This window comes from Bacillus sp. SH5-2, from assembly GCF_008368905.1.
Taxonomy (GTDB): Bacteria; Bacillota; Bacilli; order Bacillales; family Bacillaceae_G; genus Bacillus_A; species Bacillus_A luti.
In genome coordinates this window covers 100,150-114,180 of sequence record NZ_QOSD01000019.1, presented here as the reverse complement: position 1 = coordinate 114,180, position 14,031 = coordinate 100,150, and the positions used below count along the sequence as shown (strand labels likewise).

Below are 14,031 nucleotides of genomic sequence, written 5' to 3'. Positions count from 1 at the left end.
GTTTTTTATACCATAATATTTAAATACTCTTTCAATTTTTCATCTGCATTCATTTCATTTTCTTTATACTCATGAAGCGCCTGTAATACAAAATCATACTGTTCTAAAATATAACTTTCTAATTTCAAAACATCCTCTACGCTATTAAGCATAATTCTCGTATTACCAACTTCGCTTTTTAACGCTGGTTCACATGTTAAACTTGTACATATTTCTTTCACATCATCTTCTAATATCTCTGTTAATACGTATTTCTTTCGCCCTTTTACCTTTAATCTCATAACTGGATAAAACGCTTTTATATCTAAATAATTTCCTACGTTCATGTAACGTAGCCATTCTACATTACGTTTATTGCGTACAAGTATTTCTTTCACTGCTTCATATACTACCGTTTCATCCAGTACGACCTTATTTACTTTTCTCATCTTTTCTTCTTCAATAGATGCACATTTTTGATACACAGCCGCACACGTAATACAGTCATCGAAGGCATTATGAGAACTTAGACGAATTCCAAGCATTCGTTTTAACGTTTCAAGTTTATGATTAGGTGCATACTTCATGTATTTCTTCGCTAAGAACACCGTATCAATCACTTTATTTTCAGGCTCAGGTAATCCTAACATATTTACATTACTTTTCAAAAAACGCATATCAAAAGAAGCATTATGAGCCACAATAACATTTGTATGTAAAAATGCTAAAAATACAGGTAGTACTTCTTCAATTGTCGGTGCATCTGAAACACGATAATTTGTAATACCTGTTAAACTCGTTATTCGGTCCGGAATTGGACGCTCTGGATTCACATAAGAAACAAATTGATCTATTAATTCATGATTACGATATTTCACTGCTGCTACTTGAATAATTTTATCATTATAAGGGTTAAATCCTGTTGTTTCAAAGTCGATTACAACATAATCTAACGGTAACGATACATTCCCCACTCCAAATACACTCCTTTATCTCTCAACGTTTATATTTCTTTTATCATATCATGAAGCTTTCACTACTTGAAAAAGAAAAGGCAGAAATGATTATATTCCATCTCTACCTTTTCACTGTTATTTTAATTTAGCAATCCGTTTCTCCATCTCTTTTTGCGTCATCGGCCCAATAAACTTATCTTGAATGACACCTTTTGTATCTATAAAATACGAAGTTGGGATCGTAATTACTTTATACGCTGTTGTTACATCAATGTTCTTGTCCAATAAAATAGGAAAAGTAATTCCTTTTTCCTTAGCAAAATTACTTACCTTTTCTACCCCCCCACCTTTTTCTGAAGGCGTGTAATTTATTGCTAAAATTTCTACATTTTCTTTATGTTCTTTATAGAAAGCCTCCATATCAGGCATTTCTTGCTGGCAAGGTCCACACCACGTTGCCCAAAAGTTTAAAATTACTTTCTTTCCTTTTAAATCCGATAACTTTACATTCGTTCCATCTAACTTCGTTAATTCAAAGTCCGGCGCACTCTTCCCTATTTCAATACCATTACTTGCAATCATCTCTTTCATAGCAGCTTCACTTTTTTCTTGCTCCCCTTGTACTGCCTGATCCTTTTTACCAAACTGTTCATAAGCTGCATATCCCGCTAAACAAAGTAACACTACAATAATCGTAAGTTTCCGCCACATGTTATATCACCCTAACGTGTTTATCTTCTTTTAACATATTCATCAAAATACTATATACCTTATTTTAGCTTATACGGACAAGCTTGGAAATATTCAGAGTTGAAATAATTAGAATATTCTTATTTGAAGTTCAATTCCTTCCTTTTTATCTTTTTCGGCAAGAAGACTCCATCTGATTTGTGTTACGGGTGAAGCCCAACAATTCAGGTGGTGATGAATTGCCGGCAGCAGGTAGACGAAACAATTTTGTTTCTTTTGTCTTACGATATAATCTGCCCTATATAAGGAGGGGATAGATTGTAAGACAACGAAATTGAATAATGATCATCATTCGGCTACTTGAGCCAAAAAGAATTACGATGAAGAACATGTTCGCATTTTGTTCCATTTCGTTCCCAATATTGATTTGTCAAAAATAATTTTAATGAATGCTCTAAGAAAGGTGGTGAAAACAATGGCTAGAAAGAAAGCGGTAAAAGTATTACGGAAACAAAAGAAAAGAGAAACCATACAACGATTCACGCAGAAACAGAATATCGGACGAGCTTGCCTCACAGCTAAAGAATTTCGTTTACTTAAGCGCAGTCACATAGTTCAAAAGCATTGCGAAATGTTGGATTGTACACCATTAAACAAAGTTATTTGAACGATAATAAAATGGCTACTGTAAAGGAAGTAGATACTGCCATGCAAGCCGATATGAACTACTGGGGTATTCAATCAAACTCTGTTCAAGCGATTCGTAGATCCCTATTTACAGAAGTGAAGAACTTTTTTAAAGCGTTGGATCAGTGGAAGAAAAAACCTGAAACCTTCACAGGACGTCCTAAGTTTCCAAATTACTCTCGTTCCACTGACAAACGAATTATTGAAATCTATCAAGTTCCAAAAGTGGATGAGAACGGGTATTGGATCATTCCGATGAATGTGGCATTCAGAAAAAAATTTGGTTCCATTAAAATACGTATGCCTAAAAACGTAAGACATAAACAAATCTCCTACATTGAGATTGTACCGAAGCAAAAAGGTAGGTTCTTTGAGGTGCATTATACATATGAAATGCACGTTTCTCAAATGAAGAAACCATCCACGACTACGAGTAACGCTTTGAGTTGCGATCTAGGTGTAGATAGATTAGTAAGTTGCGTGACAAATACAGGTGATACGTTCTTAATTGATGGAAAAAAACTAAAATCCATTAACCAGTACTTCAACAAAATGATACGTAATCTGCAACAGAAAAATATGGACAATGGAATTTCAAAACGTATTGTAACGAATCAAATGGCTGCACTTTGGCATAAACGGGAACGACAAATAAATGGTTACATTTCACAAGCGGTAGGCTTGTTGTTCAAAAAAGTGAAAGCATGTAACGTAGATACAATTGTCGTAGGGTATAACGCTGGTTGGAAACAAAAATCTGATATGGGAAAAAAGAATAATCAAACATTTGTTCAAATTCCATTTCATAAACTGATGGCAGCGATTGAGAATAAATGTGTAAAAGAAGGTATACGATTTTTAAAACAAGAAGAAAGCTATACTTCAAAAGCTAGTTTTCTTGATAAAGATCCGGTTCCAGTTTGGTCTAAGGATGATAGAACTCAGTATCGCTTTAGTGGCAAACGAATCACGCGTGGTCTGTACCAAAGTAAAGCAGGAACATGTATCCATGCTGATATTAATGGTGCGTTGAATACATTGAAAAAATCAAAAGTTGTAGAATTAGATGACAATCTCAAGGTAAAAACGCCGATTCTATTAGAAGTGCAAAAACGTAAGGCTGTTGCTTCGCGCATAGCTTAGTGGGTGCGTCAACCATCCATGTGTACTCGACTTGTCGGGGCTTGTAGCACACGCCGGATTCATCTGAGTGGTGGCTTCTTCCATAAGGAAGAATTGCTCTTTTTCGAAAGGGTGGTGCAAGTGGGAAAACAATCGTTCGTTGCCAGTACCAACCAAAAACATACTTGGGGTGTTACCATAAGGTGGCATGAAGGCTAGAGCGTCAAACTGTCTAGCGATAGATCGAAAAGACCTAGTGTTCTAACTCAAGCCCCCACTGAAACGCTTCGTCTCAGTGGGGGGAATTGACCATATAATTAGAAAAAAACAAATGAAGTGTTACTCATTTTCTTCTGAACCCATTCACCTTTTTACTTTCGTAGTTATATAAACTTCAACAAAAGGGGGATTTTTTATGAATTCATTCGAAAAAATAACATTATATATTCTTAGTTTTCTTTTATCCCCAATCGGTATTATTACATGGATCATTTCACTCTTTAGTAACGATCTTGAAAAAAAGAAAGTAGGGCGTATTTGTCTTTACATCTCTCTAGTCTCATTTGTCCTTTTCTTAATTCTTGGAATTGCAACTTTCCTTACGACTGCTATTTTTAACGTAGATCTAAATCATTCAGAATCTATCCAATATCAAATAAATGATGTTGAATAAAGATAAGGGCACTGCTCTTATCTTTATTCACATCTCTTTCAAAATGAATGACTATTTATTAATTTTTCAGGACTTCCACATGCAACAATACTTCCTTCTCTCATTATGACAACACGATCCGCTAGTATCACTTTCTCTACATCATGTGTTGCCACAATTCTCGTTACATCTCTTCCTAATCCTTCAATCATATTCCAAACAGTTTCTTGATTACTCGGATCTAACCCCGCAGTCGGTTCATCTAAAATAATAAGATTCGGATTTGAACCAATTGCTCGTAATAATGCAAGACGTTTTCTTTCTCCTCCCGAAAACTCTTCTCCACTTTTATGTAGTACAGTTTGAATCCCCTTAGGTAAATCTCTAATTATCGGCTTCATATTTATAAGTTCAATATTTTTTTCTAACTCGTTTTCTAAATACTCCTCCCCGAAATATATATTCTCTTTTACTGTCGTCCGAAAGAAACGAGGTTCTTGCCACACTGTAGTCATTCGAGCCTTCTGACCATAATAAACAACGCTACCGTTAGATGGTTTATACAAACCTGTCATTAATTTTAAAAGCGTTGTTTTTCCCGCACCACTTTCTCCCACAATCATAACGAGTTCACCAGGATTAATTTGCAAATCAATGTTTTTTATCCTACATTTCTCTTCATCACTCTCCTGAAATGAAACATTTGTTACCGTCATCCCCATCGCTCTTTCTACATGACTATCTGCCGCTCGTTTATCTAAAAAGGAAAAAATTCTACTTTCCGAAGCGACTGCAACTTGTGTCATCATTAATAAATCGCCCACGTAACGGACTGGAAAAAAGAGCATTTCAATTGTGGCTAACACTGCAACAAGTGAACCAACTTCCATTTCCCCCTTCATTATTTTTTGCGCACCTATAATGAGAACAACAATATAGGCTCCTGTTTCAATCACCGTTCCAACTACTCCAATGCAATGTTGCATCATCGTCTTCTTTACTTCTGTTTTATAAGATTGTGCCGTTACTCCCTTAAATAAGCGAATGGCCCATTTTTCTTTTTGTAAACTACGTAAATCTTCTGCACCTTTTACAAACTGCGCTACCATCTCTACAACACTTGATTGATTCTTTTGAGCAATACTTGCGATATTTCTTACCTTTTTCCCCATCAACATCGGAACCGTTGCACTTAAAAATAAAAACGGAGTTACCCACAATATGAACTGTATATCTATATGTTGTAGTGCTATGAACGCACCTATAAATTGCGCAATGGCGTGTATATATTCTATTAATATAGAACCATATAATCTGACCCAGTTTGGAATATCAGATACGACTAAAGTTTCTAGCTCTCCCTGCTTGATTTTCTCACTCTCTTCAAATGGTAATGAGAAATAATGACACAATACCTCTATACGCTTCTCTCGTAATATTCGCTGACTCGCTTTTGAGCTTACATAATCGAATGAAAGATTGTTTATCCACATCAACAAGCGGCTAACCGCAAACAATGCAATATATACATACGCTCCCTTTAACTCCCGTTGAATAAGGTTATCTACAATTAGCCCCATGAATAGTGGATGGGATAAATTTAAAATAGCTGCAAAAAGCCCACTGCATACAGCTGCTATTACTAATATTTTTTCTTTCTGTAACGGTAACAATATTCTTTTATATTCTTTCATGACGTCTCCTCCATTTTTTATAGTAAAAAGAAAGGGATGAAACCACATGGTTTCATCCCTTTCCATAAAATAAGGAAGCTAACAGTTGTTAGCTTCCTTATCGTTCATTTCAATTCAATTATTTAGTTCGACACTTTAGACTCTTCGATTTTCTCACGAAGAACCATTTGCAGGATACCACCGTGACGGTAGTAGTCAATTTCTACTTCACTATCGAAACGAGCTACTACTTCAAATTGTTTTTCATTGCCATCTGCATCAGTTGCAACTACTTTTACAAGATCGCGTGGTCTAACTGTTTTGTCAATTTGAATTTCAAATGACTCGTTACCAACAAGACCTAATGTTTCAGCGTTTTCGCCATCTTTAAATTGAAGTGGTAATACGCCCATTAATACTAAGTTACTACGGTGAATACGCTCGAAGCTTTCTGCGATTACTGCTTTAATACCTAATAAGTTTGTACCTTTCGCAGCCCAGTCACGAGAACTTCCCATACCGTAATCTTTACCCGCAACAACTAGAAGGCCTGTGCCATCTTCTTTATATTTCATAGCAGCATCATAGATTGATGTCACTTCACCAGTTGGCCAATATGTTGTATATCCACCTTCTGTTCCCGGTGCAATTTGGTTTTTAATACGAATGTTCGCGAATGTACCACGCATCATAACTTCATGGTTACCACGGCGAGAACCGTAAGAGTTGAAGTCAACTGGCTGTACGCCGTTTTCTAATAAATAGCGTCCAGCTGGTGTATGCTTACCAATTGAACCTGCTGGTGAAATGTGGTCTGTCGTTACAGAGTCACCAAATTTACCAACTACGCGTAAACCTGATAATGTTTCAACTTCACCTGGCTCTTTAGATAATCCTTCAAAGAATGGTGGGTTTTGAATGTATGTTGAATCATTATCCCAAGTATATAAAGCTTCGTTTGAAGTTTGGATTTCATTCCAACGCTCATTGCTGTTAAATACTTGTGCATATTCTTTTTTGAACAATTCAGATGTAACAACGCTTTGAACTACATCTTCAATTTCTTTAGCTGATGGCCAAATATCGTTGAAGTAAACAGCATTGCCATTTGCATCTTTACCGATTTCATCATTTTTCAGGTCAATATCCACAGTACCTGCAAGTGCATATGCCACAACAAGTGGTGGTGATGCTAAGTAGTTCGCTTTTACAAGCGGATGAATACGACCTTCAAAGTTACGGTTACCAGATAAAACAGATGTTACTAGTAAATCGTTTGCTGCGATTGCTTCTTCTAGTTCGTCTGCTAATGGACCAGAGTTACCGATACAAGTCGTACAGCCGTAACCAACTGTTTGGAAACCTAATTGATCTAAATAAGTTGTTAAACCTGATTTATCTAAGTATTCAGTTACAACTTTAGATCCCGGTGCTAACGATGTTTTTACGTACTCAGGTACTACAAGTCCTTTTTCAATTGCTTTCTTAGCAACTAAACCTGCTCCAATTAATACGTATGGATTTGATGTATTTGTACAGCTTGTAATTGCAGCGATTGCAATTGCACCTGTTTTCATCGTTACTTCTTTATCTTCTAATGTAACTTTCACTTCTTTATCGAATTCTTGCTCATTAAATCCAAGTCCTTGTGTTCCAACTGGAGCTACAACAGCTTTATGGAACGCATCTTTCATGTCTGAAAGTGGAATTAAATCTTGTGGACGTTTCGGTCCAGATAAGTTAGATTCGATTGTATTTAAATCAATTTCAACAAGATCAGTGTAAATTGGATCTTTACTGTCTGCTGTATAGAATAAGCCATTTGCTTTACAGTATTCTTCAACAACGCGAATTTGCTCTTCATCTCTACCTGTTAAACGTAAGTATTCTAATGAAATATCGTCGATTGGGAAGAATCCACAAGTTGCGCCGTATTCTGGTGCCATATTTGAAATTGTTGCACGGTCAGCTAAAGGCATGCTCTTTAGTCCATTACCGAAGAACTCAACGAATTTACCAACTACACCTTTTTGACGTAATACTTGTGTTACTTTTAATGCAACGTCAGTTGCTGTAGTACCACTTGGAAGTGTACCCGTTAATTTCACACCGATTACTTCAGGAACTGGGAAGTATGAAGGCTGTCCAAGCATTCCTGCTTCTGCTTCAATACCACCAACGCCCCATCCAAGAACACCGATACCGTTAATCATTGTTGTATGTGAGTCTGTTCCAACTAATGAATCTGGGTATGCAACTAAGTCACCTTCAGCATTTTTCACCGCGTGAACAACTGGTGCTAAATATTCAAGGTTTACTTGGTGTACAATACCTGTAGCTGGTGGAACTGCACGGTAGTTATCAAATGATTTTTGTGCCCAGCTTAAAAATTTATAACGTTCTTCATTACGTTTAAACTCTAAGTCCATGTTGAATTCAAGCGCGTCTGCCGTACCCGCTCTATCAACCTGTACAGAGTGGTCAATTACAAGGTCTACAGTAATTTCAGGATTAATTTTATCAGGATCCCCGCCCATATCTGCCATTGCTTTACGAAGCGAAGCCAAATCTACAACAGCTGGAACACCAGTGAAATCTTGTAAAATTACACGAGATGGTTTAAATGGAACATCGATATCTTGCACATCTTTCGTTCCCCACTTCGCTAAATTTGTAACATGTTCTTCAGTAATTACGCGTCCATCTACTTGACGAAGTACAGATTCAAGTAAAACTTTCACGGAATATGGTAATTGAGATACGTTGCCAACCCCTGCGTTTTCAAGCGCTTTCAATTGATAATAATGATACGTTTTTCCATCTACTTCGAAAGTTGCACGTGATTGAAATGGATTATGTTTGACCATTATGTTTCCCCCCTGTTAAACGTGACTAAGTTGTCTGAATATAAAATGTAGACAAACTTTTCAATACCTTACGATAATATCTTATTACAACTTTCTAAATAAGTAAATAATAAGAAACTTATAGATTATCATAAGTTTTCTTTATCTTTCTAAATTTGAATAGTCTTCATGCTCCTTATGAATACTATTACCATAAAGTAAAGTACTCTTTCGGCACTTTACTTTACACTCATATACGCTATGAATTGTTCATCATTCAACCAACAAAAATTATTATAGAGGTGAAATCAAATGGGTAAACGAAAAGCAAATCATGTTATTCCAGGAATGAATGCTGCTTCTGCACAAGGACAAGGCGCGGGTTTTAACGAAGAATTTGCAAATGAGCCTTTAACTCCAGCAGAGCGACAAAACAATAAGAAACGTAAAAAGAATCAGTAATGAAAAATCCCAAAAGGTATGCCTTTTGGGATTTTCTCTAATGTTTATAGCGCAGCAATTCTGAAACCTTAACAAATCGATACCCTTGCTTTTTAAGCTCTGGCAAAATTTTTGCTAATGCCTCAACTGTTTGACTACGATTACTTCCTCCATCATGCAACAGTACAATATCTCCACTTTTAGCATTTTTCAGGACGTGATTTACAATAGATTCAACTCCTGGGTTCGCCCAATCACGAGGGTCTTGGTGCCATGACCATAGAACAATTTGATACCCAGCTTCTTTAGCTGTCGTAAATACAGCATCATTTATATATCCGCCTGGTGGACGGAATAATAAAGGTTCTTTCACCCATTTCTTAAAATACTTCTTTCCATTTAAAATATCATTTTTTAATTTTTCATCTGATGAATTACTCGCGTACAAATGATCCATCGTATGATTTCCAATTTCATGTCCTTCCTTTAATACCCGCTTTACTAAATATGGATTACGCTGAACTCGAAATCCAATCATAAAAAAAGTCGCTTCTGCTTTATATTGATGTAATAAATCTAATATTTGCGGTGTATACGTTGGATCTGGTCCATCATCAAACGTAATCGCAATAACCTTCTCATTATTAGGTACTTCCCACGTTACATAGCCAGTTGGTTCTAGCTCTTTTCTGAGCAACATTTTCGCGTCCACTTTTTCCACTTGAAATATATGTACTGCACATAGTAAAGAAAAAACTAATAGAAAAATTTTATTTTTCCACATAACGTTCATGAAAGTAATAAGGTTGTCGAATGCACAACAACCTCATTTACTTTTCTAATTGATCTACATTTCGCATAATATTTTGGAGATTATTTTCGTATTGTTCAAGTTGTGGGCGTTGTGTTTCCGAAGCTACTTCAAGTGCATTTTGAATTTGTTCATACGCTTCCTGAACCTCTTGACGTAACTCTTTTAAATCATGACCATAGTTCGGGTCATTTTTCACAATATTGTTAAATGAATTTTCTGCTTGTGTAACTCCTTGCTGTGCCGCTTGAAAAGCTTGTTGTTTATCTTTATGATATGGCATTATACTTTCCCCTTTCTGTAATAGTTAGTCCCATTTATCTTTACCCTTTTTTCTAAAAAAATTCTCGTATAAATTCGTAAACTTCTCTCATTCTAAAGAGAAAGAGGAGGTGTCACATACAATGGGAAAAAACAATCGTGAATCTAAAGAAAAAAAAGGACAACCTGAACCATTAAGCGGATCTCATAAAGTAAAAAACCGTAACCATTCACGCCAAAAAAATCATGCACATCATGATATGTAAAACAAAAGGTTCACACTAGCTACCTTTGCCACATACAATGTTTATATTTTTCCATTTATCCTTCACCCCTACTTCATTCATGCATAACATAGTATGAATTGAGATTTTACGGAGGGTGTCTTACATGGGCAAGAAAAAGAAGGATTGTCTTTTTCATGTTGATGGTTTCGAAGAATGGATGGATCAATTTTGTTCTGATTCTTGTAGTAACTTTAGTTTTCCAAATCAAATTCATATTGACCTTTGTGAAACTGAACAAGAGTACATTTTGGAAACAGATGTACCAAATGTCTCTGAACAAAATGTAGTCATTAAAAAGATGGAGACAGGCCTAGACATTTGCATACTTCATAAAAATATTTCTTTACAGAGGATTATTCCTTTACCTACCAATATTATTTATAAGAAGATGCTAGCCTGCTTAGAGAATGGTTTTTTAGCCATTCATATTTCCAAAAACGAAATAGCTGATAAACATGAAAAGCAAGTTCTTTTTTCAAATTAGGAGTTAATATAATACAAACATAAGCCCCAGTTGATAACTGGGGCTTATGTTATTTCGCATGTACTTCCATATTAGAATTTCCATCATATCTTTTTTTCAATAAACCTTTCGTAACTAACAGAACTGGAAACGCTACCGTTGAAAATATAGCTAGCGCTGAAAAGACAATAAATCCATTTTGGTACCCGTAATAATCGAGAAGTACTCCCCCAAACCATGGACCTATTACTGCTCCAATTCCTGAAAATCCCATCGCTCCAAAATATGTTCCTTTTAAATGCGAAACAGCTATACCATCTATAAACACATCCGTCATCGAAAACATGAGAACTTCTCCAATTGTAAAAATAATTGTGCAAATAGCCGCACCTAGCGTAGATTCTACTATTCCAAATCCAAACAATCCTCCGCTTACAAATAAAGTTCCCACCATAATGGATACTAACGGTGTATACTTTTTACATATTTGAATAACAGGGTATTGAATAGTCACTACAACTACCGCATTTAAAGCTAACATATACGAGAACAACTTTACTCCATCCTGAAATATATGTGCATTTGCAAAATATTGAGATACTGTTGTTGTTAAGTGAGAAAAACCACAATTACTCAAAATAATACCGACTAAAGCAACTAAAAAGACGACATCCTTACGCAAAATGCGAATTGCATTTAACATTGTGACAGGCTTTTCTGTATTTATTTTCTTTCGTTCCAGTGGATACTTCTTAAATTGGAATGCTAATATAGCTGTATATAGAATATATACTCCCGCTGCTACTAAAAAAGGAATTGTAGATTTTGCGCTTCCAATTTGTAATCCGACAAGTGGGCCAATCGCTACTCCAACATTGATTGCACCGTAACGCAAATTATATACGAGTAAACGATACTCTGGTTTCGTTAAATCCGATAATAATGCTCTTGACGTTGGTTCAAAAAAGGACCTACATAATCCATTCAAAGCATTTAACAAAAAGAAACTTAAAACATGATCTGCAAGCGAAAAGCCTATAAATACAAACACCCAAACGATCATGGACCATAGTATAATCATGTTTCGGCCGAATCGATCCGATAAATTCCCTCCGATAAAACTAGCAAAAACACCAACAAGTGCACTCGTTCCAATAATAGCTCCCGTCATCCCAGCTGAAACGTCTTTAACGGTTGTTAAATAAATTGCTAAAAAAGGAATACTCATTGACGTGGCGAACCTCGCAAATAAAGTCCCTATTATAATTGTCATTCCTAACGGATGAATATTTTGTAACTTCCCCTTCATCTTTAAACCTACTCTCCCTGTTCTTACGTAAAAAAAGAAAGCAAAGGATCTGCTTTCTTTTCCCTTTTTATACTTGAGCTGTTGATACCCTAGCTGTTCTCGTTATATCCATATCTATGCCATATGTAAACTGTAATTCTTTACAAACATCTTTAATTAAAATTGCGACATTATACTTTTCATTAAATTGTAAAACGATGTTTTCTACTTCTTCATATGTATACTTATATTCCCCTGTAATGACACTTTTTAAATCAAAGCATTCATTTATACAAAGTTGCACAAGTAGCTGGTCATATTTCTCTATTACATCTTCTTTCTTCCACAGTAACTCTTTTACATATAACCGATCAAACTTCACACTTTCACGGTTACAATCCGTTAAAATCCGGGTCATTTCGTTTAATTCTCGATACAATTCAGAAATATTTTTGCTTAAACTAAGCAGTTTATCTACGCCGTTTTCATACAACATATTCATTCCACCCCCGCATTTTCTTTTTCTTATTATAGCAAGAAAATTCTAAAAATAGTTTCTTTCTTCTGAAATATTAGGAAACTAATTTCAATTGTTTTACAATGAAACTAGTGAACACGAAAGGGGAAAGAAACTTGGAGCAAAAATTATATTACACTGACGCTTATAAAAAGGACTTTACTACTAAAGTTATAAAGCAAGATTATGATAAAGACGGGGACTTATACGTTGTTTTAAACGAAACGGCATTTTATCCGACAGGTGGCGGACAACCGTATGATACTGGCACATTAAATGACATCGATGTAATCAATGTAGAAGAGATAGATGGAGAAATTCGCCACTTCATTGTAGAACAATTACATACAGAAGAAGTAGAAGGTACAATTAATTGGGAGCGCCGTTTTGATCATATGCAGCAACATGCAGCTCAGCACATTTTATCTGCTGCTTTTTGGGACCATTTTAACATACCTACTATTGGATTCCATCTTGGAAAAGAAATAGTAACAATCGATTTAGAAACGGAAAATCTTCCTAATGAAACGGTTGAAAAAGCAGTGCAAATTGCGAACAATATTGTTTTTGAAAACCATCCAATTCTTATTAAATGGATGAACTTAGAAGAAGCGAAAACATTACCACTTCGCAAAGAACCGACTATGACAGAAAATATACGTGTTGTTATGATCGAAAACTTTGATTATAACGGCTGTGGCGGAACGCATCCGAAACATACAGGTGAAGTAGGTCCTATTCAAGTATTAGGGTGGGAGCGCAATAAAGGTGGCATACGATTAACGTTTATCGCTGGCTGGCGCACACTTAAATTAATGGGACAACAACAACAAATTATGAAGGATGTTTCCAAACAATTAAACAGTAGCGAGAGTGATATCCCAGCAAAAGTAGCACAACTGCTTACTTCTCAAAAAGAAAACGAAAAAGCTATGCAAACAATGAATGAAAAATTATTATGTGCAGAGGCAAATGAACTACTTCATCAACCTGCGGAAGTACATGCTGGAATACTTATTTCTAAAGTATTTATAAATCGTTCTATGCAAGAAATCGCAAAGCTTTCTGCTATTATTACAGAACAACAAGAGCACGCCATTACATATTTCGTCATTGAAAATGATGACAAACTACAATGCATACTCGCTTGCGGAAAAACAGTCACGCTCGATATGAACACCCTTTTAAAAGAGGCACTTCCTGCAATTGAAGGAAAAGGTGGCGGAAATAAAAAGAGTGCTCGCGGCGGTGGGAAAGCGATTATGACCGGGGATGAGTTTTTAAATCAACTTGTTTCTTCTTTACAGTCAGCGGTGTAAAACATTTTTAGGAAGGATAGCTAACGGCTATCCTTCCAC

13 protein-coding genes and 1 pseudogene are annotated in these 14,031 nt (G+C 35.8%); 6 read left to right on the top strand and 8 right to left on the bottom strand.

From position 1 onward, the window contains the following. Positions 1–5 precede the first annotated feature (5 nt). Positions 6–953 (bottom strand): 3'-5' exonuclease, encoded by a 948-nt coding sequence (locus DN410_RS14745; RefSeq protein ID WP_149177060.1) that lies wholly within the window; start codon positions 951–953, stop codon positions 6–8. A gap of 117 nt (positions 954–1,070) precedes the next feature. Next, positions 1,071–1,646 carry a TlpA family protein disulfide reductase gene (locus tag DN410_RS14735; protein WP_149177058.1) on the bottom strand — a complete coding sequence of 192 codons (576 nt, stop codon included), beginning with the start codon at positions 1,644–1,646 and terminating at the stop codon, positions 1,071–1,073. Between the two features lie 454 nt (positions 1,647–2,100). Here DN410_RS14735 and DN410_RS14730 point away from each other — a divergent pair. Then, positions 2,101–3,455 (top strand): annotated as a pseudogene (locus DN410_RS14730) (RNA-guided endonuclease TnpB family protein). A gap of 394 nt (positions 3,456–3,849) precedes the next feature. Then, positions 3,850–4,107, top strand: a complete 258-nt coding sequence (locus DN410_RS14720) for a hypothetical protein (RefSeq protein ID WP_149177057.1) — start codon at positions 3,850–3,852, stop codon at positions 4,105–4,107. Between the two features lie 38 nt (positions 4,108–4,145). On the opposite strand, the gene DN410_RS14715 is transcribed toward DN410_RS14720, so the two are convergent. Beyond that, a complete protein-coding gene (locus DN410_RS14715) occupies positions 4,146–5,780 on the bottom strand; it encodes an ABC transporter ATP-binding protein (RefSeq protein WP_149177056.1) in 1,635 nt (544 codons plus the stop codon). Positions 5,781–5,902: 122 nt separating this feature from the next. Further along, a complete protein-coding gene (gene acnA, locus DN410_RS14710) occupies positions 5,903–8,626 on the bottom strand; it encodes an aconitate hydratase AcnA (protein WP_149177055.1) in 2,724 nt (907 codons plus the stop codon). A 291-nt stretch (positions 8,627–8,917) separates the two neighbouring features. Here acnA and sspO point away from each other — a divergent pair, with 291 nt between their 5' ends. After that, positions 8,918–9,067, top strand: coding sequence for a small acid-soluble spore protein O (sspO, locus tag DN410_RS14705; protein WP_097902774.1), 150 nt, complete (start codon positions 8,918–8,920; stop codon positions 9,065–9,067). A gap of 37 nt (positions 9,068–9,104) precedes the next feature. On the opposite strand, the gene pdaB is transcribed toward sspO, so the two are convergent. Together pdaB and DN410_RS14695 are read right to left on the bottom strand one after the other, a co-directional pair. Then, on the bottom strand, positions 9,105–9,830 hold the full coding sequence (pdaB, locus tag DN410_RS14700) for a polysaccharide deacetylase family sporulation protein PdaB (RefSeq protein WP_149177054.1): 726 nt from the start codon (positions 9,828–9,830) through the stop codon (positions 9,105–9,107). Between the two features lie 46 nt (positions 9,831–9,876). Further along, positions 9,877–10,140, bottom strand: a complete 264-nt coding sequence (locus DN410_RS14695) for a hypothetical protein (protein WP_001146300.1) — start codon at positions 10,138–10,140, stop codon at positions 9,877–9,879. A gap of 121 nt (positions 10,141–10,261) precedes the next feature. On the opposite strand from DN410_RS14695, the gene DN410_RS14690 reads away from it, so the two are divergent. Together DN410_RS14690 and DN410_RS14685 are read left to right on the top strand one after the other, a co-directional pair. Next, on the top strand, positions 10,262–10,384 hold the full coding sequence (locus DN410_RS14690; RefSeq protein ID WP_000517651.1) for a small acid-soluble spore protein P: 123 nt from the start codon (positions 10,262–10,264) through the stop codon (positions 10,382–10,384). 124 nt (positions 10,385–10,508) lie between these two features. Next, entirely contained in the window at positions 10,509–10,889 is a 381-nt protein-coding gene (locus tag DN410_RS14685; protein ID WP_149177053.1) for an Hsp20/alpha crystallin family protein, read from the top strand. 49 nt (positions 10,890–10,938) lie between these two features. Here DN410_RS14685 and DN410_RS14680 read toward each other — a convergent pair whose 3' ends face one another. Beyond that, positions 10,939–12,177, bottom strand: coding sequence for an MDR family MFS transporter (locus DN410_RS14680; protein ID WP_149177052.1), 1,239 nt, complete (start codon positions 12,175–12,177; stop codon positions 10,939–10,941). 67 nt (positions 12,178–12,244) lie between these two features. After that, positions 12,245–12,652: a hypothetical protein gene (locus DN410_RS14675; RefSeq protein ID WP_000965133.1), complete on the bottom strand. Its 408-nt coding sequence runs from the start codon at positions 12,650–12,652 to the stop codon at positions 12,245–12,247. Positions 12,653–12,789: 137 nt separating this feature from the next. Between DN410_RS14675 and DN410_RS14670 the strand changes: the two genes are divergently transcribed. Then, complete coding sequence (locus tag DN410_RS14670) at positions 12,790–13,992, top strand: alanyl-tRNA editing protein (protein ID WP_149177051.1); 1,203 nt, start codon at positions 12,790–12,792, stop codon at positions 13,990–13,992. Positions 13,993–14,031 lie beyond the last annotated feature (39 nt).